We start from the raw sequence: 20903 nt of genomic DNA, 5'->3' as shown, positions 1-20903 counted from the left end.
CAACGGTGGTAAACTGCACCTGGGGAACCTCCTTTCTTGGTTGGTTCCCCTCTTTTTATCCCAGCTTAGAGTCTCACATGTGTTTGTCCAGGTTCAGGGGCAGGGGCGCAAGATGGCGGTGCAAATGGGCATGGACACCCCTTACCTAGCCCTAGCAGGGCCTCACCTTACCCCCAAAGGCTACCGCTCAATCCCGCAAGAGCCAGCGTACATCTTTGACCACCCGCTCTGTCTCGGCCACCTTGCCGTTGCCGTAGATCAGGCGCAGCCGGCCCTGGGGGTCGAGGGCAAAGACGGTGGCGGTGTGATCCACGTTGTACTCAGTAGGCGACTTGATGGCCGATTTTTGGTAGAAAACCCCGTACTTTTTGGCCACCTCGGCAATCTGTTCTGGGGTACCGGTCAGGCCCAGAAAGGTGGGGCTAAAAAAGGTGACGTACTTTTGCAGCATCTCGGGGGTATCCCGCTCGGGGTCCACCGTGATAAGCAAAACCTGCACCCGGGATTGCTCGCTTGGGCTAAGGGCTTTGTAGACCTTACTGAGTTCGAGCAACGTGGTAGGGCAGACGTCGGGACAGCTGACGAAGCCAAAAAAGATCAGCACCACCTTGCCTTGAAAGTCGGAGAGGCGCTTGCTCGAGCCATCGTGGGCGGTTAGGGTGAACTGGTTGGCCTCGAGGGGGCGAGCCTTCAAAAGGCGCGTTCCATAAGGCTGGTAGGTATCCCGCATCAGGGAAAAGGCAGCTAGGGCCAGCAGAAAGGGCAGGCCAACCAGAAGGACTATCCACAAAACTCGACGGGGCATGGGCAACACCTCTGACCAGAGTAGGACAAAGTCCCATGGGCAGATGTCCCCTCTGGCCATTACACATTACCGCACCAGCTTTCCGGCATGATATGGGGGATATGAACGAGCATCAACCCGCCTTTGCCCACCCCCAAGCCCGCTGGGCTGCTGCTTTGCTCATCCTGCCCTTCTTCCTGCAGATGCTGGGGTTTGGCCAGAGCATCCTAGGGGGAGGGCTGTGCGGCGAGCTTTTCGGCAATGAGACCCCCTTAGGCCTGCAAGGAGCAGGATTTTGGTACGCCCTGGTGTTCATGATGCTCCTGGGGTTCCAGCTCATGTACGGCGGCTTCCTCTTGCTGGCCCGTCTGATTGAAATGCCCGCCAACATGGAGGGCCCCACCTACCGCGGCGGGGTCTGGCTGGTAGGGATTTTGCTCATGCTGTTTTTACTAACCCGCACCACCGGTCTGCCCTACCCCAGCCCACAGGGCCTAGCCCTAGGTGAGCCTGTCCCCGCCGATCCTCTGAGCCTGATCCTGGTGGGCTCTTCTCTGGCCGGAGGGCTCTTGCTGTGGGGCTTGCTGAAAAACCTGCCCAATGGCCCGCACAAAACCCGCTAGGCTATAAGACATGGAACGATTGCTCGAGGTCATGCGCCGCCTGCGCGGCCCTGGGGGTTGCCCCTGGGACAAAGCCCAGACCCACCAGAGCCTCAGGCCCTACCTGCTCGAGGAGGCCGCCGAGGCGGTGGACGCCATAAGCCGAGGCCAGCCAAAGGAGATGGCCGAGGAGCTGGGGGATGTACTGTTGCAGGTGGCTTTCCACGCGGTCATTGCTGAAGAAGCGGGCACCTTCAGTTACGCCGAAATCGAGCAGCACATCGTAGAAAAGCTCATTCGGCGTCACCCCCACGTCTTTGGCGACGTTCAGGCCGACACCCCTGAGGCGGTAGCGGCCAATTGGAGGGCCATCAAGGCTGCCGAAGGCAAGGCCGAGCGTTCCCCCTGCGACGAGGTGCCCCGCAGCCTGGGAGCCCTGGCCCGGGCCAGCGAGCTGCAGAAGAAGCTGAGCACCCCCCCCACGAGCGAGGCCGAGGTTATGGAGGCCCTGCAGCAAGGCGATCTAGGCGAAGCCTTATGGCGGCTAGTGGCTTTATGCCGCCGAGAGAAGGTAAGCCCGGAGGTTTTGCTGCGCGAGCGGTGCGAGCAAGAATGCCTTTAGTAGGAGGTTTGGTGAGACGGGAGATTTTGCAAGCGGCTGTAGCCCGGCCCCCCAAAGAACTTCCCTTGCCCCGGGGCTTCACCGACGCGGCGGTGCTGCTGCCGGTTTGGGAAGGCAAACTCCTATTCACCGTACGCAGTGCCAGCCTGCCCCACCACGCGGCCCAGATCAGCTTTCCAGGCGGGCGCTTCGACAACGGCGAAAGCGCCGAGGAAGCCGCCTTGCGCGAAGCCTGGGAGGAAGTGGGCCTACCTCCCCATCAGGTAGAAGTCCTGGGCCCTCTCGACCCCACCCTCTCCCCTTTTGGCTTTCGGGTATTTCCCTTGCTGGGGCAGATTCTAGGTGAACCTCATCTGACCCCCAACCCCCTCGAGGTCGGGGAGTTGTTGTGGGTGCCCATTGAGGAGTTGCTCAGCGCCCCAGCCTACGCCGAGGAACGCATCCCACCTCCAGGCAACCTTTTTCCTCCCGGTTTAGCGGGAGAGTTTTCCACGCTAGAGGGCCAGCTACGGCGCAAAGTCTGGCACTACCCCTGGCGCAGCTACGATATCTGGGGCGTGACCGGCAACATCCTGCACGACTTCCTCGAACGTATCCGCGCAGTATGGCGCTGATGGAGCAGCCAGGCTAATCCGCAGCCACCACCCCTGAGGAAAACAGGGGCTTGGCTTTCTTGGACAGTTGATGGTAGAGCTGCAAAAACTGCTCCTTGGCTCGAGCGCCCAAAAAGCCCGGCGGGGTGAGTTCGGGGGGCAGGCCGGGGTCGAGAAAGAGGTTTTTGCGGGCCTGGTGGATCATGTGGGTCAGGCGCACAAAGGCCTCCTCGGCGTTTTGCGGCTGGCCCTGCTTCTGGGCCAAAAACGCGCGGTAGCGGGCCTGGGCTGCCTCCAGGTTGAAGGCTTTTTCGATGAGCTTCAGGGCTGGGGTGTTGGAAAAGCGCTCGGCCTGAAAAAGCTCCACGTAGTTTTGCAGACCGTAAAAGCCCACCAGGTCGCGGGCGGCCTCGAGGGAGGCATTAGGACTGACCCAGACCCCCGGCGCCGGCGTGCCGAAACCCAGCAAAATTAGCTCGTTGCGGAAGCGGTCGCGCACGGTGCGCTTGGTCTCGGGAACGGCATAGATCAGGATACGCCACCGCCCGTCCCAGGGGGCTCCATAGCCATACAGGCGCTCCCGCACCCGCTCGACCTGCCAGGCCACCCGGGGAGAAAGCCGGTAGAAGGCTTTGCGCCCCTCTTTTTCGGGGATAATCCAGCCCCGCTTGACGCTGCGCGAGACCGCCGCCCGCACCGCCGGTTCGCTGAAGCCCAATAGCTCCATCCAGCGGATCAGGTCGCCCACCCAGGCCCGGTTCTCCGGGTAGAGGTACTCCATGTAGAGGGTAAACAGGTAGGAGCGGGCCCGCATCGGCCTCTAGTATAGTACGTTTTTTGCCCATCCAAACCGAAAAGCGTCTGACCCGGGTTCAGCCGGTGGCGGGGGCCACCCGGAACCAGTGCCCCCCACGGTAACGTAGCCAGAACAGGGCCACCCTCGAGACCTCCTCACCCAGTAGGCGCCCCAGAAACACGCCCCAAAGCCCCATCTCTAACGGAAAAGCCAGCCACCAGGCCAAAGGCAGCCCCACCACAAACACCGTTACAAAGTCGGATACAAGCAGGAAGCGGGTATCGCCCCCACTGGCCAGGATGCCGAAGAAGATGAAGTTGGAGACCTTGATCGGCTGGAATAGGGCGTTGAGCAGTACCGCCCAGAAGGCCCACTCTTGCACCTGGGGGGTGGTGTTGGGGTAGAGCAGGGGTAGCGCAAAGGCGAACAGGGCCATACCCAGCCCGAACAGCCCTGCCGAGAGCAGGCCCATGCGCCAGATCAGCCGCGAAACCCCCCAGACCCCCGGGGCATCGGCCCGCCCGATGGCCTGGGCCACCAGCACCGTGGCGGCGTAGTGCAGCCCCGCCGAGGCGGTGATGAAGACCATCTCGAGGTTGCTCACAATCTGGAAGACGGCCAGCTCCTGGGTACCCAGACGCTCGAACAGCAGGGCGAACAAAAACACCCCCCCGCTGAAGACAATCTCGGTGATGAAGAGGGGAAAAACCAGCGGCACCGCTTGGGCCAGCAGGCTGCGGGCCTGGGCCAGTGTGGGCCAGGCCCAGCGAAGCCCCCAGCGGCTAGCAAAGAGCAGCCCCAAGAGCAGCAAGGCCCGTAACCCCTGGGCCAGCAGGGCGGCCCAGGCCGCCCCTGCCGCACCCATCCCCAGGGGGAACACCAACAGCCACGACAGCACTGGTATCAGGGCCACACTGGGGATGGTGACCAGCATAGGCACTCGAGCCCGACCCATGCTGCGGAAAGCCGCGCTGGCCACCACGCTGAGGGTAATCAGGGGCAAGGACAGCGCCACCAGGGAAAGGTAGGGGCCGCCGATGGCGGAAATCTCAGGCTTGGCGCGCAACAGCTCTAAAAACGCCGAGGCCCCCAGGGCCAGCGGCAGGGCCAAGGCCAGCGACAACCCTAGGGAAAAGACCACAAAAAAGCTCACGATACGGGCAATGGCGGCTCCATCCCCCCGTCCGCGGGCCCGGCTGGCCAGGATGGCACACCCGGCCCCCAGGGTGTTCAGGCACAGAACCCCTATAAACAGGGTATTGTTGGCCAGCCCCACTGCCGCAATGGTGGCCGTTCCCAAAGCCCCCACAATAATCTGGTTGACCAGCCCCAAAGCCAGCTGCACGGTGGACTCGAGGCTCACGGGCAAGGCGATTTTGAATATCTCACGCCTATCGGCAGGCACAAAGGCCAGCATACTATGCAAGCGGGTATTCCCCTCCATAGAATCAGGGGCATCTATGACCCTGGACTGGAATACCGAGCAGCTCATCGAGCAAGACATTGCCCACCACCTGCACCCTGTAACCAACCTGCACCGCCACCGGCAGGCCGGCCCGCTGGTGCTGGTCGAGGGCAAAGGTTCTAAAGTGCGCGACAGCGAAGGCCGCTGGTACATCGATGGCTTTGCCGGGCTGTGGAACGTGAACGTGGGCCACGGGCGCACCGAGCTAGCCGAGGTGGCCCGCGAGCAGATGGCCCGCCTGGCCTTCCAGCCCACCTTCTTCGGGCTGGCCACCCCTCCGGCCATCGAGCTGGCCGCCAAGATGCACCAGCTACTACCGCACCACTCCCACTTCCAGTTCACCTCGGGCGGGGCCGAGTCCAACGAGACCGCCATCAAGATTGCCCGCTACTACTGGGCTTTGTCGGGCCAGCCGGAAAAAACTAAGATCATCTCCCGCCGTATGGCTTACCACGGCATCGCTATGGGGGCCCTGGCCGCTACCGGCGTCCCGGCCTACCACGCCGATTTTGGCCCCCTGCCGCCGGGGTTTTTGTACCTGAGCGCCCCCCATGCCTACCGCAACAACCCCGGGCTTTCGGAGCCTGAGTTTGTGGCCATGCTGGCCAGGGAGCTCGAGGAGCTGATTGCCCGGGAAGGGGCCGAGACCATCGCAGCCTTTATTGGCGAGCCGGTGCAGGGTGCCGGTGGGGTGGTGCCGCCCCCCGAGGGCTACTGGCAGGCCATCGGGCCCATCCTGAAGAAGCACAACATTTTGCTAATTGCCGACGAGGTGATCACGGGCTTTGGCCGCACTGGCCAAATGTTCGCCCAGGAGACCTACGGCTTCCAGGCCGACATCACCACCTTCGCCAAGGGCATCACCTCGGGCTACGTGCCGCTCGGCGGGGTGGGCGTCAGCCGGCCTATCTACGAGGCCATCGCCGCCCCCGACCGGATGTTCATGCACGGCTTTACCTACTCAGGGCATCCGGTGGCCTGTGCGGTGGCCCTGGCCAACATCGAGATCATCGAGCGCGAGCAACTCTGGCTCAATGCCGCCGAACGGGGTGCCCAGCTTTTGCGCGGGCTGGGCCAGCTCGAGGCCCACCCCCACGTGGGCAACGTGCGGGGCAAGGGTCTGATGGCCCTGGTAGAGGTGGTGGAGGACAAGGCCAGCAAGAAAACCTTCGAGCCCCACTGGGCGATCGGCCAACGCCTGATGGAGACGAGCCGGCGTAAGGGGGTTATTGTGCGCTGCAACGACACCGGCTTTGCCCTGGCCCCTCCTCTGGTCATCACCGAGGCGGAGGTAGACGAGCTGGTGAACGCCCTAGGCGAAACCCTACAGGAAGTGCTGGGTTAGGGACACTGGGGCAAAGCCCACACCCCTAGCCGCTCGAGCAGCGCGCCTACCAGGTACAAAGAACCTGTGACCAGAACGGGCTGACCATCGCGCTGGGCCAGATGGGCAGCATCCGCCAGGGCCTCGAGGGGGTCGGCGAAGTAAGGTGCTGGGTAGACCTGCTGCAAAGCCTCAGCCGAAAGAGCCCCTGTGGCCGCCTGGGTGTAGCGCAGGCTACGGGCCTTGGGCCTAAGGGTGTGCAGCATGGCGGGGTAGTCTTTGCGGGGAAAAGCCCCGAAAACCAGGTGAAACGCCGGAAACTCCTCGGCTAAAGCCCGAACCGCCGGGGGGTTGTGGGCGCCATCCAGCACCACCTGTACCCCCCGGTACAGCAGGGGGTGCATCCGCCCGGGGTGCACGGCTGTAGATAAACCCGCGGCCACCGCCGCCTCGCTATAGCCCAGCAGGCGCAAGGCCGCCGCGGCCAGCCGGGCGTTTTGCCGCTGAAACCGGCCCAACAAAGAAGGCTCGGTTGGCAGGGCGAACAAAGGGCCACCCTCGGCCAGGACATAAAGGGGGGCTTTGCGCTCTAGAGCAATCTGGCGGATGATCTCTAGCCCCACCCCCTCGGCTCCCGTAACCACCGGCACACCAGACCGGATGGCCCCGGCTTTGTCCCGCGCTACCCCCTCGAGCGAACCGCCCAGGGTCTCCAGATGGTCCTCCCCTATATTGGTGAGAATCGTCACCTGCACATCGGGCAGAACCTGGGTGGCGTCCAAGGCCCCGCCCACCCCGGCCTCTACTACAGCCAGGGCCACCCTCTGCGCCGCAAAATGCTGGAAAGCCAGGGCGGTGGTCAGGTCGAAGAAGGCCACCGGCTCGCGGAAGGACTGCCGTCGGGCCCACTCCACAAAACGCACCACCTCAGCCTGGGGAATAAAGCCCAGATGCGTGCGGATGCGTTCAGCAAAATCCACCAGGTGGGGGCTGGTGGTGGCCCCGTAGCGCTGCGGGACAGCCCGCAAAGCCGCCTCCAGATAGGCCACTACGCTGCCTTTGCCGTTGGTGCCGATAACGTGTATTGCGGGAAAAGCCCTCTCCGGATGGCCCAGGTAGCCCAACACCTCCTGCACCCGCGAAAGCCCCCGTGGGGCTCCGGCGCGGCTTTGGGCGTACAACCAGGCCACGGCTTCTGGATAGGTCATACCGGTCTCACCCACCCCAAGGCCCTTTGCCCTGTACTCCCTAGCCAAACGGCACAAAGCCCCATGCCCCCAGTCTAACCGTACCGGCATAATGAAACCATGGCACTTTTACAAGCCCGCCTGGAGCTCGAGCTTGACCAAGCCTTACTACAGGCCTGGTCGCAGCAACAGCTCGCCCAGGTCAGCCTACCCCTTCAGCTTTTACGCTTTCCTTTGGGCCGCTTAGAGCAAGGCCAGGTGCGGGGTTTTACCCTGGAAGCCAACCGCTTGTGGCTGGAGCTACGTTTTGCCAGTGGCCCCTGCCTGCAGCTAGCCCTCCAGGCCCTGGGCTTTTTGCCAGAAAAACAGGCCCTGCACCTGCGGGTAGAACAGCTCCTTTTCACTGGCTTTCGCGGCGCTCCGGTGCTCAACCTGCTTCCTGGCAAGGTGCTTGCCGCTTTAGTAGCCCAGGCCAACCGGCGCCTTCCCGGCTTGCTGGAGCTGGGCAGAAACCTGGAACTCTGGCTTTACCTAAACCCTCTGCTGCAAAAGCTTCCCCTCTCCCCAGCCCTACAGGCTCTGGGACTGGTGGATAGGCCACGAACCCAGGTAGAACGCCTCGAGCTACAGGAAAAGCGGCTTTGGCTAACCCTGTACACCCGGGTCTAGAACACCCTGCGCCGCAGGTTGGCCACCAGCAGGCTCGAGGCCAACACTAACCCCGCCGCCAGGCCAAACAGGCCGCTCACCTCGGTTTGTTGGGGCCTCCAGCCTATCACCCGCCCCAGGTTGCGGTAGGCCTGCCGCAGGGCCTCAGCCGATTCGGCGGCGTAGTACTGGCCCCCAGTGGACTCGGCAATGGCCCGCAGGGTTTCCTCGTCAAACTGCATCCAGTAGCCCCAGCCCCCAAACGCGTCGGCCTGGCTCGAGCCATCCCGCCGCCCCAGCCCAATGGTATGCACCACCACCCCCATGTCCCGGGCGAAGGGGGTCACGTCGAGAGGGTCTATGCCGGTATTGCTCCGGCCATCTGAAAGCAACACCACCGTGGAAGGCCCCAAAGGCTTGTTGTTCTGGTCTACCGGTATGGCCTTAAGGCTTTCCAGCAGGCCATCGCCGATGGCAGTGCGGCGGGCCATCTGCAAAAGCCCAATCTGCTCGATCACGCGCCCGTGGTCAGTGGTAGGCTCCACCTCTAAGACGGCATAACCAGCAAAGCTCACCAGCCCCACCTTGATGCTATCGGGCAGAGCCCGCACAAAGTTCTGGGCCTCCCGCTGGGCCGCCTCGAGGCGGCTGGGCTGGATGTCCTGGGCCCGCATGGACAGGCTGACATCGATGGTCACAATCACCACGGCCTGGGCATCCGGGACAGGAATGGTGGCCTGGGGGCGGGCCAGGGCCAGCAGGGCCAAGGCTAGGGCCAGGCCATACAGCCCTGCGCTCAGGTGGCGCCTCCAAGGTGATTCGGCCAAAGCGGTCAGGGCAGAAAGATGGGGGTAAAGCACGTGGGCGCTACCCCTACCTTGCTGCACCCTGCGCCAATAAAACCAACCCAAAAGCGGGAGCAACAAAAGCAGTGCCAACCCGAACGGAAACTGAAACCCCATACCCTTCCCCTGGCCTGGCGATATAACCTGAGTTTGCCCGCAACCTGCACCGGCAAAGGTAGGCTGCTTTACGGTTGTTCTTCAAAAAATCTACACAAACGACCTAGTCCACAGACTCGAGCGCCAGGCCTTCAGGGGACGGGGCTTCCCAGCAGGTAGGCAACTACGTCCTGGGCGCTATAGTTCAGGCCATAACGGGCCACAAAAGCCCCTATTCGCTCCAGGTCGTCGCCGCTGGTGACCAGAGGCCGCTCGAGGTCGCCATTTTTCTGCACCTGACCTAGCCCCACTGCGGCCATTAGGGCATTGCACAAGCACTTGCGCCCCTGGGTTTGGGCAAGCTGGCCCCCCTTGGCCAGGTACTGCTCCACCGGCTCGGCAGCGCAGCGAAAGCCAACTTTACCCTCTGCTGTCTGGTAGGCCTCCCGCAGATAGCCCAGGTCACAGACCCGAACCCGCTTCTGGTATAGCGCCTCTTCCCACAGGGTGCCGGTTATTTCGGCTACCTTGAAGGGAAAACCGGTCGGCGAGGCTTTGGGGTCGGTAAACACCCTCCCCTCTCCTTTTGCAGCCTGCTCGAGCACCCTCTGTTTGAGAGTAGCCTCAAAGCCTGATTCCCGGCTGTAGGCAAAAAGCGTACCCACCTGGATGCCTGCCGCCCCCTGGGCCAAAGCCCCCTGCAAGGCTTCCGGGGAGCCGGTGCCCCCGGCCAACCAGAAGGGCAGCCCCAGGGCCTTGATTTGCTCCAGATCCACCCGGTCACGCTCGCCATAAAGCGGCTGGCCCCGCGGGTCGAAAACCGGGGCCCCGCGGGGGGGCGCGTTGTGCCCCCCCGCGGTGGGGCCTTCAATCACAAAGCCCTGGACACTGCCCGCCCCCTTACGCCCCAACAGGGTAGCCAACGAGTGGGAGGCGATGATGGGCAAAAAGTGGGGCCGCTTAAGCGTGGGAACCTCCTCGGCAATCTCCTGGGGGTTGAAAACCACCCGGGCCGGTTCGACAGGGGTCCATCCGCTGACCTCCAGCTTGAGCGAGGCCGCCTCCCCCGCCGCCAGGCGGTCGAGGGCCTCGGGAATTTCCCGGGGAATGCCCGCCCCCATCAGCACGTAATCCACCCCGGCCAACATGGCCCCATACAGGGTGCCTAAGGTGGGCAGTTGCAGCTTGGTCAGCAGGTTAATGCCCACCAGCCCAGCGTGCCCCTGTTTGGCCAAAAATACCTCGGCGTAGCTGCCCAGCACGTGCAGAATCTGCGAGGCTGTCCCTGGTATGCCCACCGGCATAGGGATCCGTCGGTAAGGCCGACCCTTCCGCCCCTCAGGCTGAAAGTACCGGGCTAGCACCGGCTCCACCCAGCGCTGAAAGGGAAAGGTAGCCAAGGCCTGGCGTACCCATCCCCCGGGGTCACCGTCCTGCAGGCGCCGCACCATCACAGTGTCGATAGCGGTTCCAGAGACCACCCCCAGTTGCCCTAGCCTCGAGACAGTCCGGGCCAGTTGCCAGCTGGAGACCGCCACCCCCATCCCCCCCTGGATGACGCGCGGTAGGGCCAGACTTGTAACAGCTTGCATCTATAAACCTCCTACACCGCCAAGCTATGCCGAGCGATGGGCTATTGTACGGGAGAAAAAGGTGAGAACTCGAGGCTTGGTGCCACCTCTACTCGGTCTAAGCAAAACCCGGGCGTAGTAGATTGAAGCCGTGAAGACCCTCTCGGCCCTGGAAACCTTGCACCAGCAGATAATTTCCTGTCGCCAGTGCCCCCGGCTGGTAGCCTGGCGCGAGCGGGTTGGGCAGGAAAAACGCGCGGCCTACCGCCATTGGATCTACTGGGCTAGGCCAGTGCCTGGTTTCGGCGACCCCCAGGCCCGGATTCTGCTCTTCGGCCTGGCCCCCGGCGCCCACGGTTCCAACCGCACCGGACGGCCTTTTACCGGCGATGCCTCGGGCGAGTTTCTGTATGCTGCGCTTTACCGGGCTGGTTTGTCCAATCAGCCTAAGGCCACCCACCAGGGGGATGGGCTAGCGCTGCAAGGTGTCTATATCACTGCCGCGGTGCGCTGTGCCCCCCCAGCCAACAAACCCGCCCCTGAGGAAATAAAGCGGTGTGCCGAGTGGACCCGCCTCGAGCTGGCCCTTCTGTCCCAGGTGCGGGTTTACCTGGCCTTAGGACAAATAGCCCACCAGGCCCTGTTGGATTATCTGGGCTTACGCCGCTCGGCCTTCCCCTTTGCCCACGGCAGCGAGTACCCCTTGGGCCAGCAGGTTTTGCTAAGCTCGTACCACGTTAGTCGGCAGAACACCCAAACCGGCAAACTGACCACGGCTATGTTTGACGCTATCCTAAAGCGGGCCAAGGCTCTAGCTGGCCTTTAGTTTTCCCTTGGCTTGCTGTATAGGAAGTCGTAGAGGAAGGCAGCCAGCCCTGCCCCCACCAGCGGCCCAACCCAGTAGACCCAGTGGGCTGCCCACTCCCCGCCCATCAGGGCCGGCCCCAGGACTCGAGCCGGGTTCATCGCCGCACCCGAGACCGCCCCTCCGGCCAGTATGCCCATGGTCACCGCCAGGCCTATTGCCAGCCCCGCATAGCTAAAGCGGTTGTAGACCGCCGAACCGAAAATCACCGAGACCAGAAAAAAGGTGAGGAAAACCTCCATCATGAGGGCCTGGATAGGGCTGTGATTGGGCCCCAGCGCCGGGGTTCCCTCCGCCACCGCGCTGCCCCCGTACAAAGCCCCGATGAAAAAGGCCGCCACCAACCCGCCCAAAAACTGGGCCAGCCAGTAGCCCGCTGCACCGGCCAGGGTCATGCGCCCGGTGATGAGCAGACCGAAGGTGACCGCCGGGTTGAAGTGCGCCCCGGAGATCGCCCCCAAAGCCACCACCGAAAGCCCGATGGCCAGGCCATGGGCCAGGGCCACCGCCATCAAATCGGCCCCCTGAGTAGCGGCTGTAGCGCCAATACCCACGAAGCACAAGGCAAACACCCCCAGAAACTCCGCCACGAGCGCACGCACATTCATATTTGCCTCCCGCCCATACCTTATACCATCCCACCGCGTGTTCCTCAGGGTGGTTGTATTGAGGCTGCCTCCCTGGCCCTAACCTCCCTTCAAGGCCTGCTTGAAAAGCTGGGGAGCGAACTCGGTCACCGCCCGAATAAAGCCGGTGGCCCCCCGGGCCCTTCCGGGGGTGATGTAGACGGGCAGCCCCAGGTTCTCGGCCTCGAGGCGCACGGGTTCGGAAAGATCGTGGCCCACGTAGCTGCTAATAATCAGCAAGCCGTGGGCCCGGGCCAACCGGTTCTGGATGCGCCGGATAACCTCCCGCCCAGCAGTGTGGCTATCGGAATCGAACCAGTCCACGTTCAGGCCCTGGGCCTCCAGCAAGGGCACCATGCGGCTGCGAAGCTGGGTATGCCCCCCCACCACCACCAGATACTCCCCGTGGAAGCGCGGTAACCCCTCGCGCAACAGGCCCTCGGGGGTGACCCCAGCCAGGGAATCGGGGGCTCCATCGAGCTGGGCCAAGGCCTGGGAGGTGGCCTTGAGTTCCTCCAGGTAAAGCAGCACCTCAGGGTCGGTAGGGTTCAAGAAGAGCAGGTTACGCAGAATCTCGCGGGAGAGCTCCAGGTCCTTTTCCCAGTAATAAGCCGTTTCCAGGGCCTTGCGCCAGGTCTGGGCGGCTTTCTGGTAGGCCCCGGTGCGCTCGTAGTGTTCGGCCAGGTCGTAGAGCACCTCCAAAGCCTCGGGGTTGCGGGCCAACTCCGCCAGCAATAACCCCTCGGCCCCCAAGGCCTGCCCGGCATTGTATAGCGCAGCCAAGTAGCGGCCCCGCACGCTCTCGGCCTCACTGCTTTGGGAGAAGTTGCGAGAGAGGCGGTAGGCCAGCTCGAGGTGCTCCAAAGGCGGCTCGAGGGTGCGCTCCAGCCACTGGGCCAGCAGGCGGAAAGCCTCCCAGGGACCCTCGAGCTGCTCGACCAGACGCACCACCGGCTCAATGGCCTCGAAGTGCTCCAGCCCGGCATCGCGTACCCGGCCCAAAAACTCCCGGGCCATGGCCCCCTCACCCGCCTCGAGGGCCTCCTGGGCCAAGCGGTAAAGCTCTGGGATGGAATAGGCCCGATGGGCATGGGCCCGCTTGTGGTCGCCCAACACCTCGGACATGGGATAACCCAAGGCCCGTTTGGATAGGGCCAGCAGATGGTAGGCCGTACCGGCAGGCTCAGCCACCAACCCCCGCACGGCCCGCTCGAGGTAGCGCACGGCCTCGGCATGCCGTCCCTCGCGGTGGCGCAGCATGCCCAAGGCCAGCAAAGCCGTGGCATCCTCGGCCCGGGCCACCGCGTCGGTCAGGTAGGGCTCCACCTCCTTCAAGTCGGCCAACGGCACCCCCTCCAAAGCCTCTGGCCCCCGCACCTTAAGGCCCACCAGGGCCAGGCCCAGCGCCCCGTGCGACTCCCCCGCCACGTAAAGCCGCTGGGCGTAGCGGGCTGCCCGGCCCCACAGCCCTTGCTGCAAGGTAGCCTGTAGGCCCATGCGCAGCAGGTTGTGGTTCAAAAGCTCAGGGGCCAGATCCTCGATAAACTCCACCCGTCGGCTGACCTCGCTCCAATCCCCCTCACGGCACAGGCGGCGGATACGCTCCTCGGTGCGCTCGAGGGCCATCTTCAAGTACACCTCGGCTTCGGGCAGACCACACTCGTAGAGCTGGCGCAAGGCCTCGGTCAGCCGGTTCTGCCTTAGGTAAAGCCGGCCCAAAGCCAGCTTAAAGCGGCCCCCACGGCTGGCTAGGGCCTCCAAGCGGGGAAGGGCCCGGGGGTCTTCCAGCTCGGCCCAGCACAACACCCGCAATGCCTCGGCCTCCGGGGTGCCGGCCAGGGCTAGGGCCCGTTCAGCCTCTTCGTAGCGGGAAAGCGCCCAGAGGGCCCGGCCCCGTAAGAAACCCAGCTCACCGGGGGTACCTTCGGGAATACGCTGGAGAATCTCGGCGTAATTCTGCGCCTCCCACCACCCCCAGGCCTCCTCCAGGCTGGGCAGGGGCGCCGGGGCCGGGGGAGGGGGCGGAGGGGGTGGTTCGGCCACCTCTACCTCGAGCGCCACCTCCGCCAGTACCTCCGGCATCCGCCCATAAACCAGGCTGTACTCCCCCTCGCCCCGCAGTTCCACGTCCTCAAACCCCAGCCGACGCAACACCTGGGCCGCAGCCTGGGTATTCTTACCCAAAAAGGGGCCGTGCCCGTAGAGCAAAAGCCCCCCCGGGCGCAGCACTCCCTCCAGCCCCCGCAGCCGCTGAGCCAACTGGAACTGCCGGTCAAAAGCCTCGGCCTCTAGGTTGCTGGGGAGGTCGCCCAGGTACCCCTCGGGCAAACAAGAAAGCAGCAAAACCACATCCATGGGGGGAAGCCCCTGGGGCAGGGCCTGGCCAAACCACCCCAGGTGCCATTGCACCCCAGCGGTGCGGGCCTGTCCCAGACTCAAGGCCTCCTCCACCCCTTCCAAAGCGTGCCATTCCAACTCAGGCCGGGCCTGCTGCAACAGGGCCACCAACCCCCCGGTAAAAGCACCCACCTCCAGTACCCGGCCCTCCGGCGGCAGCAAGGGAGGCACCTCCCGCAGGTAAAACTCGATAAAGGGCAGGTGCATGGCGTAGACCAAAGCCTCCAGGCGCTCCCGCGGATGGCCCAGCAAAGCCTGGTAGAAACTTCGCACCGCCTCTAGGTCGCCCCCCGAAGCCCCCAGGTAGGCCCGCCAGGCATTCACAATGGGCCGCCGCCTCGAGGGGCTGCCGATGCGTTTGGCCAGTTCACTTTCAAAACGGGCTGGGGAAAGGGGAGCCTGTAGGTTGAACAGGGAACGAAAATAACTTCGGGCACGGGAGTCCATAAGCCTTCCTCACAGCGCGGTCTTAAGGGGCTATTGTATGGAATCCCCCGTACCCATCATGAGAGTTTTGCACCCGCGAACACAAAGCGTACCTTCTGCCCTGGCCGAAGCTGGGCCAGGCGGGGTAGGTCGGCCGGGTGTACGATGGCTGGCTTGGCATATCCGCCCATGCGGCCCCGGTCATGGAGCAGCACGATAGGCTGGCCCTGGGGGGTAATCTGTACGGCGCCCAGCGGGGTGGCCTCGCTAATGACCTCACCTCCCGGCACCTGGGGGCCAGCCAGCTGAAGCCCCATGCGGTCGCCCGACTGCAGGGTGAAAGGCCCGGCACACAAAGCCCGCTGAGCTTCCCGGCTGGCCTGCGGCCCTGGCAGCAGCCGAACGGTCTCCCCGCCTTCCACCCGCAACGAAGGCTGGCCCAAGGCAAAGCCCGGCCGCACTGCACGGGGCTGGGCTACGCCCAAGACATCCCCCGCCCGCAGGGGGCGGCCTATCCGGCCCCGAAGATCGGTGCTGGCGCTCCCCCAAAAGCGCCCCACCTCCAGCCCCCCCGCCACCGCCAGATAGCCCCGCACACCTACCCCGGTGGGGCGGAAAGCCAGCACATCTCCCCGGCAGAGGGCAAAGCTCTGCCCAGCAGCCAGAGGTTCACCGTTCAACAAAGGCTCCAGACCGTAACCAGCAAAGGCCGCCACCCCTGGGGCCAGCACCTCTAGCTGTGGGCCCTCCAGGGTGAGCTCGAGCAACGGCGCTTCCGGCGGGTTGCCCACTAGAGCGTTGGCCCGCTGGGCCGAGCGGGCGTCCAACGCCCCTCCTGCAGCCAGGCCCAGCCGCCCCCCTAACCGGCGCCCCTGATCCACCACCAGGCTTAGCAGCCCCGGGGCCTCCACCCGGAACAGGGGGTGGCGCGGCTTTTCGGGCAGAAGCTCGAGGCTCTCCGGCAAGGGTGGGGTGGGGCCTTCGGCCGCCACAAAGCGCACCCGGTCACCCGCCTCGAGCAAAAACGGTTCTGGGCGACGGGGGTTGTACACCTGCACCAACGCCGTGCCCAAAAGGTGCCAGCCCCCCGGCGAGGGTAGGGGGTAGATGCCGGTCTGATGGCCCGCAATGGCCACCTGGTGGGCCGACACCTGGGGCCGGGGAAAGGCCCGCCGGGGCAAGCGCAGGGGAGGCTCGAGGGGCCCCATGAAGGGGAAGCCTGGGGTAAACCCGGTGGCAAAAACCCGGTAGGTTGGCTTCTGGTGTAGCTGCACGACCTCCGCTGGGGTAAGGCCCGTGGCCTGGGCCACCCAGGCTAGGTCTTCCCCGTCGTAGCGCACCGGCACCTCGACCAACCGGCCCTGGTCTGCGCTGGGTAGTTCCTGCAAAAAAGGGGCCAACCAGCGCTCCACGCGGGCCTGGGAGACCCGCCGGGCGTCGAACTCCACGTAGAGGTTCACGTACCCCGGTACCAGGTCGGTCACCCCTGGTAAGGGTTGCTCTAGAAGACGGCGGGTTAGGGCCAGCAGGCGGGCATTGGCCGCAGGGTCCAGGGTTTCGGCAAAAGGTAGGTAGAAGCCCAGCCGCATGTTTAGGTCAAGGTTTCGTTAGGCTCCTTAGAAAGGGCGGATGGAAACCCCCTCGGCCTCGAGGGCTGCCCGTACCGCCTGGGCGATGGCCACGGCCTGAGGGTTGTCGCCGTGAATGCACAGGGTCTGGGCCCTGACCGGCACCATGCCCCCATCCACTGCGGCCACCTGGCCCTCCCGCACCATCTGCACCGCCCGCCGGGCAGCCTCGGTGGGGTCGTGAATCCAGGCCCCCGGGGTGCCCCGGGGAGCCAGCCGCCCATCCCGGGTGTACCCCCGCTCGGGGAAGGCCTCGAGCACCACCGGCAAACCTAGGGCTCGAGCCTCCTGCTCTAGCGGGGTACCTAGCAACACCACCAGCGGTAGCTGGGGGTCGTAGTCCCGCACGGCCTGGGCGATGGCGCGGGCCGTAGCCGCATCGCGGGTAGCCCGGTTGTAAAGGGCCCCATGGGGCTTAACGTGGTGCAGCGGCAGACCCGCCACCCGTAGAAAAGCGGCCAGGGCCCCCACCTGATAGAGCACATCGGCATATACCTCTTCCGCCGTCGCCGCCAGCTCCCGCCGACCAAAACCCACCCGGTCGGGAAAGCCGGGATGGGCCCCCACGGCGATCCCCGCCTGTTGGGCTAACCTCAGGGTACGCTGAATGGTGAGGGGATCGCCCGCATGAAAACCGCAGGCCACATTAACCGAGCTGATAAGGGGGAATAACGCTTCGTCTTGCCCCAGCTTCCAAGGGCCAAACGACTCACCGGCATCGGCGTTGATGTCGATTTGCATATGCAGGTCTCCTCTTAGCCGCGGGTCATGGTGCGCGGCAACCAGGTTACAATCTCAGGAAAAAGGGTAATCAGCACCGCCGCCAGTAGCAACATAAACAGGAAAGGCAGGGCCGCGCGGGCAATGGTGAAGATGTCCCGACCCGAAAGCCCCTGCAACACGAACAGGTTGAAGCCCACCGGTGGGGTAATCTGGGCCAGTTCCACTGCAATCACCAGAAAGATACCAAACCACAAAAGGTCGATACCCACCGCTTTGGCCAGAGGTAGGATGACCGAGGTGGTCAGCACGATGATGGAGATGCCATCGAGGAAGGCCCCCAAAAGCAGAAACAAGAACATCAACACGGCCAGGAGGGCGTACTTGGAAAGGCCCAAGGAGCCCACCCAGGCCGCCAAGGCCGCCGGAATCCCGGTAAAGCCCATGGCGATAGAGAGCACCGCGGCTCCGGCCAGGATGAAGCCGATCATGCTGCTGGTGCGCACCGCGCTCACCAGGCTTTCCTGCAGCCCCTGCCAGCTCAGGCTGCGGGTGGCCATAGCGATGAGCAAAGCCCCCAGCACCCCCAGGCTGGCTGCCTCGGTGGGGGTGGCCAGCCCAGCGTAGATGGAGCCGATGACGGCCACCATCAAAAGCAGCACCGGCATGATTTTGAAAAGACCCCGCAGCCGCTGGCCCAGAGGCAGGGGGGGGTCGGCTGGGGGCATCTGTCGGGCATACAGCAGGCTAGAAAGCATCACCCAACCCATGAACAAGAGCATCACCAAAAGCCCCGGGAGTAGCCCGGCAATAAACAGCCGGGCTACCGAGACCTCGGCCGCCACCCCGTAGACGATCATCATCACCGAGGGAGGGATCAGAAGCCCCAGGGTGCCCGAGCCGGCCAGCGAGCCCAGCACCATCCGCTCAGGGTAGCCTCGTTTCAGAAGCTCGGGTAGGGCAATCTTGCCTACGGTGGCCGTGGTGGCCGCCGAGGAACCGATCACCGCGGCAAAAAGGCCTGAAGCCAGCACGTTGATGTGCAACAAGCGGCCCGGAATGCGGCGCAGCCAGGGGGCCAGCCCTTCGAAAAGATCGGCAGCCAATCGGGTTCGGTAGAGGATCTCCCCCATCCAGATAAACATGGGCAAGGCCGCCAGGGACCAGCTCGAAACCGAGGTCCACAGGCTGCTGGCTACACTGGTGCCCGGCGGCGTCTGGGTGAAGAATTGCAGCCCAGCCCAGCCCACGCCCAGCAGGGCCAAGGCAATCCAGACCCCCCCACCCAAGAGCAGCAGCAATAGCAGGGCTAGGAAAAGGGCTACCTGGGTCAGCTCCACAGCCTACTCCCCCCGATCCTGGACCAGATAAGGCGGTAGATCCCCTCGGAGCAAGGCCACCAGGGCATCGGCCAGGGCGATGGTGAAAATGGCCAGACCCAGGGCCACCAGGCTTTGCGGAAGCCACAAGGGCATGGGCAAGAGCCCAGGGGCCAGGTCGCCGTAGCGGTAGGATTCCAGCACCAGCCGCACCAGGTGAAAGGTGGCATAGCCAGAAGCCAGGAGCGACAGACCCACCACCCCCAGCTCGAGGCCCCACCGCGCCCGGCCTCCCAGCCGACCCAGAAGCACCCCCACACGGATGTGCCCTCCAGCCCGGAGGGTTGGGGCCAGGGCCAGGAAGGTGGCCCCGGCCATAGCAAAACCGGCCAGCTCATTGGCCGAAGGCACGGCAAAGCCGAGCTGCCGCCCTACGATCTGGGCTAGGATAACGACGAAGATGAAGACCACCAACAGCCCGGCCAGCCCACCGGCCAGGCGGTAAAGCCCATCCAACAGCCGCCGCATGGCCCCCTAGCGGCCCAGGTAGGCCCGGTAAATGTTGACCCCCACCGCTCCAGCCCGACGGAGCCACTCCTCGGTCATGGTCTGGCCCACCTTTTTGAGGTCGGCGGTGAGCTGGGGGCTGGGCTGGAGTACCCGCATACCCCGCTGGGCCAGGATAGCGGTCTTGCTGGCGGCCTCCTGCTGGCTGGCCCGCCAGCCGCGCTCCTCAGCCCGGCGGGCTGCGGCCAGCACCGCTTCCCGGTCGGCAGGGCTCAGGCTATCCAGGGCCCGGCGGCTTACAAAGACCATGTTTTTGGGAATCCAAGCCCTGAGGTCGTAGAAGTAGCGGGTAAAGTCCCAAGCCTGGCTATCCACCCCGGTAGAGGGAGAGGTAATCATAGCTGCCACGATGCCGGTAGCGAAGGCCTGGGGAATATCCGCGGCCTCTACCTGGGTAGGCACCATTCCCGTAAGCTCGGCGATGCGGGCGGTGGCACGGTTATAGGCCCGGAAGCGCACCCCCCGCAGGTCGGCCACGCTGTTGACCGGCTGGCGGGTGTACAGCCCCTGGCCAGGCCAGGGCACCGAGAACAACAGGGTCATGCCCCGCCGGGAAAGCCAGTTCTCAATCTCCCCGCGCGAGACCTGGTACAGCCGCAGAGCCTCCTCGTAGCTGCTGACCAGGAAGGGAATGGTGTCCAGGTCGAAGACGGGGTTCTCGTTGGAAAGGAGCGAGATGAGGACCTCCCCCATCTGAATCTGGCCACTGCGCACCCCCGGCAGAATCTGGGGATGGGGCAGCAACGAACCCCCGCTATTGACCCGGATGCTCAAGCGGCCCTGGGTAGCGGCTTCTACGTCGCGGGCGAACTCCCGGATGTTGATGGTGTGGAAGTTGCCGTCGGGGTATGGGGTGGCCATGGTCCAGACCTGGTTTTGGGCCAGGCCCAGACCGGCTAAAGCTAGAATCGCAAGGGTGCCGAGTGTCTTCTTGTGCATATCCTCCTCCTTTTAGCTATAAACCCCCTGGATGAACTCCAGGAAGCGGCGCGGTTGGGTAGCCCAGGGGCCGATATAGCCCAGCCGGCGGGAAATCTCCTGGGCGGTCTGGTCGAGCTGGTAGAGGAAGTCCTCGAGCCTCCCCCCTTCGCGGTAGGGGGCCTCGGCCCCAGCCAGGCTCAACGCGGCCACCACACCCCCCTGGGCCTCCCGTACCGGGGCGGCCAGCTCGGCAGAGTGGGGCTCGAGCTCGCCAAAGCTAGCGGCAAAACCGGTTCGCTGGGTCTGAACCAGCAGCTTTTGCAAATGGGCCCGCAGCGTTGGGGTGGCCGGGGTGTAGGCCCTGCGCCCGCCAGAGAGCACGGCTTCTTGCACCTCCTTAGGGGCAAAGGCCAGCAAAAGCCGGGTGGAGGCCCCAGCATACAGGGGGGCCCGCCGCCCTGGGGCGATGTAGAGCCGTACCCTCGAGCGGGCCTCCAGCACCTCGAGGTAAACCCCCTCCAGCCCGTCGCGTACCACCCACTGCACCGACTGGCCGGTAGCATCGCGCAGGGCCTGCATTAGGGGCAAAGCGGTCTGCCGGGCGGGGTAGACCGCCTTCACCAAGGCCCCCAGGTACAAAAGCCGCGTGCCCAGGCGGTAGCGCTCATTTTCCCGCACCAAGAGGCCGTGGTTTTCCAAAGCCCGCAGGCTGCGCAAGCAGGTAGCCTTGGACCACCCGCTGGCCCGGGCCAGCTCGGAGAGGCCCCAGTAGGGCCGTTCCTCGCTGAAGAAGCGCAGGAGGTACAGCGGGCGCTCGAGGGTGGGGATAGCTTCACTTGGTTTCATTGAACGAACCACCTGTTTACTCAATGAACCCAAGTGCTAAGGTAAAGGCCCGGCT

At 64.4% G+C, this 20903-nt stretch carries 20 protein-coding genes; 6 read left to right on the top strand and 14 right to left on the bottom strand.

Features of this window, described 5'->3' with window-relative positions; all coding sequences use genetic code 11:
• Positions 1-187: 187 nt before the first annotated feature.
• On the bottom strand, positions 188-805 hold the full coding sequence (locus tag G552_RS0105635) for an SCO family protein (protein WP_027882154.1): 618 nt from the start codon (positions 803-805) through the stop codon (positions 188-190).
• Between the two features lie 101 nt (positions 806-906).
• Here G552_RS0105635 and G552_RS0105630 point away from each other — a divergent pair, with 101 nt between their 5' ends.
• Genes G552_RS0105630 through G552_RS0105620 form a run of 3 tightly spaced genes read left to right on the top strand, consistent with a single transcriptional unit; the run spans position 907 to position 2622 of the window.
• On the top strand, positions 907-1407 hold the full coding sequence (locus tag G552_RS0105630; protein WP_027882153.1) for a hypothetical protein: 501 nt from the start codon (positions 907-909) through the stop codon (positions 1405-1407).
• Positions 1408-1417: 10 nt separating this feature from the next.
• The gene (locus G552_RS0105625) at positions 1418-2008 is read left to right on the top strand and encodes a MazG family protein (protein WP_027882152.1); all 591 of its coding nucleotides are present in this window, start codon (positions 1418-1420) and stop codon (positions 2006-2008) included.
• Positions 2009-2019: 11 nt separating this feature from the next.
• Positions 2020-2622: an NUDIX hydrolase gene (locus tag G552_RS0105620; RefSeq protein ID WP_084640380.1), complete on the top strand. Its 603-nt coding sequence runs from the start codon at positions 2020-2022 to the stop codon at positions 2620-2622.
• A gap of 13 nt (positions 2623-2635) precedes the next feature.
• On the opposite strand, the gene G552_RS0105615 is transcribed toward G552_RS0105620, so the two are convergent.
• On the bottom strand, positions 2636-3415 hold the full coding sequence (locus G552_RS0105615; protein ID WP_027882150.1) for a PaaX family transcriptional regulator: 780 nt from the start codon (positions 3413-3415) through the stop codon (positions 2636-2638).
• Positions 3416-3473: 58 nt separating this feature from the next.
• The gene (locus G552_RS0105610; RefSeq protein ID WP_245575127.1) at positions 3474-4802 is read right to left on the bottom strand and encodes an MATE family efflux transporter; all 1329 of its coding nucleotides are present in this window, start codon (positions 4800-4802) and stop codon (positions 3474-3476) included.
• Between the two features lie 55 nt (positions 4803-4857).
• Here G552_RS0105610 and G552_RS0105605 point away from each other — a divergent pair, with 55 nt between their 5' ends.
• Complete coding sequence (locus G552_RS0105605; protein ID WP_027882148.1) at positions 4858-6207, top strand: aminotransferase family protein; 1350 nt, start codon at positions 4858-4860, stop codon at positions 6205-6207.
• Here G552_RS0105605 and G552_RS0105600 read toward each other — a convergent pair.
• Positions 6204-7394, bottom strand: coding sequence for a bifunctional folylpolyglutamate synthase/dihydrofolate synthase (locus G552_RS0105600; RefSeq protein ID WP_027882147.1), 1191 nt, complete (start codon positions 7392-7394; stop codon positions 6204-6206). The genes G552_RS0105605 and G552_RS0105600 overlap by 4 nt on opposite strands.
• A gap of 99 nt (positions 7395-7493) precedes the next feature.
• Between G552_RS0105600 and G552_RS0105595 the strand changes: the two genes are divergently transcribed.
• The gene (locus tag G552_RS0105595; RefSeq protein ID WP_027882146.1) at positions 7494-8042 is read left to right on the top strand and encodes a hypothetical protein; all 549 of its coding nucleotides are present in this window, start codon (positions 7494-7496) and stop codon (positions 8040-8042) included.
• Here G552_RS0105595 and G552_RS0105590 read toward each other — a convergent pair.
• Together G552_RS0105590 and G552_RS0105585 are read right to left on the bottom strand one after the other, a co-directional pair.
• A complete protein-coding gene (locus G552_RS0105590) occupies positions 8039-8908 on the bottom strand; it encodes a VWA domain-containing protein (RefSeq protein WP_245575126.1) in 870 nt (289 codons plus the stop codon). The genes G552_RS0105595 and G552_RS0105590 overlap by 4 nt on opposite strands.
• A gap of 206 nt (positions 8909-9114) precedes the next feature.
• The gene (locus tag G552_RS0105585; protein ID WP_027882144.1) at positions 9115-10554 is read right to left on the bottom strand and encodes a nitronate monooxygenase; all 1440 of its coding nucleotides are present in this window, start codon (positions 10552-10554) and stop codon (positions 9115-9117) included.
• Positions 10555-10684: 130 nt separating this feature from the next.
• Here G552_RS0105585 and G552_RS0105580 point away from each other — a divergent pair, with 130 nt between their 5' ends.
• Complete coding sequence (locus G552_RS0105580) at positions 10685-11359, top strand: uracil-DNA glycosylase (RefSeq protein WP_036270320.1); 675 nt, start codon at positions 10685-10687, stop codon at positions 11357-11359.
• On the opposite strand, the gene G552_RS0105575 is transcribed toward G552_RS0105580, so the two are convergent.
• From G552_RS0105575 to G552_RS14810, 8 genes are all read right to left on the bottom strand, one after another.
• Positions 11356-12006 (bottom strand): MIP/aquaporin family protein, encoded by a 651-nt coding sequence (locus tag G552_RS0105575; protein ID WP_027882142.1) that lies wholly within the window; start codon positions 12004-12006, stop codon positions 11356-11358. The two genes, G552_RS0105580 and G552_RS0105575, sit on opposite strands and share 4 nt — an antisense overlap.
• Before the next feature lie 78 nt (positions 12007-12084).
• On the bottom strand, positions 12085-14868 hold the full coding sequence (locus G552_RS0105570) for a hypothetical protein (protein ID WP_027882141.1): 2784 nt from the start codon (positions 14866-14868) through the stop codon (positions 12085-12087).
• Positions 14869-14924: 56 nt separating this feature from the next.
• On the bottom strand, positions 14925-16436 hold the full coding sequence (pxpB, locus tag G552_RS0105565) for a 5-oxoprolinase subunit PxpB (protein ID WP_027882140.1): 1512 nt from the start codon (positions 16434-16436) through the stop codon (positions 14925-14927).
• A gap of 27 nt (positions 16437-16463) precedes the next feature.
• Positions 16464-17216 (bottom strand): LamB/YcsF family protein, encoded by a 753-nt coding sequence (locus tag G552_RS0105560; protein WP_027882139.1) that lies wholly within the window; start codon positions 17214-17216, stop codon positions 16464-16466.
• 14 nt (positions 17217-17230) lie between these two features.
• On the bottom strand, positions 17231-18535 hold the full coding sequence (locus tag G552_RS0105555; RefSeq protein WP_027882138.1) for a TRAP transporter large permease: 1305 nt from the start codon (positions 18533-18535) through the stop codon (positions 17231-17233).
• A gap of 3 nt (positions 18536-18538) precedes the next feature.
• Positions 18539-19042: a TRAP transporter small permease gene (locus G552_RS0105550; RefSeq protein ID WP_027882137.1), complete on the bottom strand. Its 504-nt coding sequence runs from the start codon at positions 19040-19042 to the stop codon at positions 18539-18541.
• A gap of 6 nt (positions 19043-19048) precedes the next feature.
• Positions 19049-20020, bottom strand: a complete 972-nt coding sequence (locus G552_RS0105545; RefSeq protein WP_027882136.1) for a TRAP transporter substrate-binding protein — start codon at positions 20018-20020, stop codon at positions 19049-19051.
• 12 nt (positions 20021-20032) lie between these two features.
• Entirely contained in the window at positions 20033-20848 is an 816-nt protein-coding gene (locus G552_RS14810; RefSeq protein ID WP_051195691.1) for an IclR family transcriptional regulator, read from the bottom strand.
• Positions 20849-20903: the final 55 nt, after the last annotated feature.

This window comes from Meiothermus rufus DSM 22234, from assembly GCF_000423425.1.
Classification (GTDB): Bacteria; Deinococcota; Deinococci; order Deinococcales; family Thermaceae; genus Meiothermus; species Meiothermus rufus.
The sequence above is the reverse complement of the archived record's forward strand: the minus strand, read 5'-3'. Positions and strand labels throughout refer to the sequence as shown.

Bases quoted from the DNA above. Each gene is read 5' to 3' on its own strand.
- G552_RS0105585 (WP_027882144.1), bottom strand. From the start codon at position 10,554: ATGCAAGCTGTTACAAGTCTGGCCCTACCGCGCGTCATCCAGGGGGGG.
- G552_RS0105615 (WP_027882150.1), bottom strand. From the start codon at position 3,415: ATGCGGGCCCGCTCCTACCTGTTTACCCTCTACATGGAGTACCTCTAC.
- G552_RS0105550 (WP_027882137.1), bottom strand. From the start codon at position 19,042: ATGCGGCGGCTGTTGGATGGGCTTTACCGCCTGGCCGGTGGGCTGGCC.
- G552_RS0105595 (WP_027882146.1), top strand. From the start codon at position 7,494: ATGGCACTTTTACAAGCCCGCCTGGAGCTCGAGCTTGACCAAGCCTTA.
- G552_RS0105545 (WP_027882136.1), bottom strand. From the start codon at position 20,020: ATGCACAAGAAGACACTCGGCACCCTTGCGATTCTAGCTTTAGCCGGT.
- G552_RS0105575 (WP_027882142.1), bottom strand. From the start codon at position 12,006: ATGAATGTGCGTGCGCTCGTGGCGGAGTTTCTGGGGGTGTTTGCCTTG.
- G552_RS0105625 (WP_027882152.1), top strand. From the start codon at position 1,418: ATGGAACGATTGCTCGAGGTCATGCGCCGCCTGCGCGGCCCTGGGGGT.
- G552_RS0105600 (WP_027882147.1), bottom strand. From the start codon at position 7,394: ATGACCTATCCAGAAGCCGTGGCCTGGTTGTACGCCCAAAGCCGCGCC.
- pxpB (WP_027882140.1), bottom strand. From the start codon at position 16,436: ATGCGGCTGGGCTTCTACCTACCTTTTGCCGAAACCCTGGACCCTGCG.
- G552_RS0105605 (WP_027882148.1), top strand. From the start codon at position 4,858: ATGACCCTGGACTGGAATACCGAGCAGCTCATCGAGCAAGACATTGCC.
- G552_RS0105560 (WP_027882139.1), bottom strand. From the start codon at position 17,216: ATGCAAATCGACATCAACGCCGATGCCGGTGAGTCGTTTGGCCCTTGG.
- G552_RS14810 (WP_051195691.1), bottom strand. From the start codon at position 20,848: ATGAAACCAAGTGAAGCTATCCCCACCCTCGAGCGCCCGCTGTACCTC.
- G552_RS0105570 (WP_027882141.1), bottom strand. From the start codon at position 14,868: ATGGACTCCCGTGCCCGAAGTTATTTTCGTTCCCTGTTCAACCTACAG.
- G552_RS0105630 (WP_027882153.1), top strand. From the start codon at position 907: ATGAACGAGCATCAACCCGCCTTTGCCCACCCCCAAGCCCGCTGGGCT.
- G552_RS0105635 (WP_027882154.1), bottom strand. From the start codon at position 805: ATGCCCCGTCGAGTTTTGTGGATAGTCCTTCTGGTTGGCCTGCCCTTT.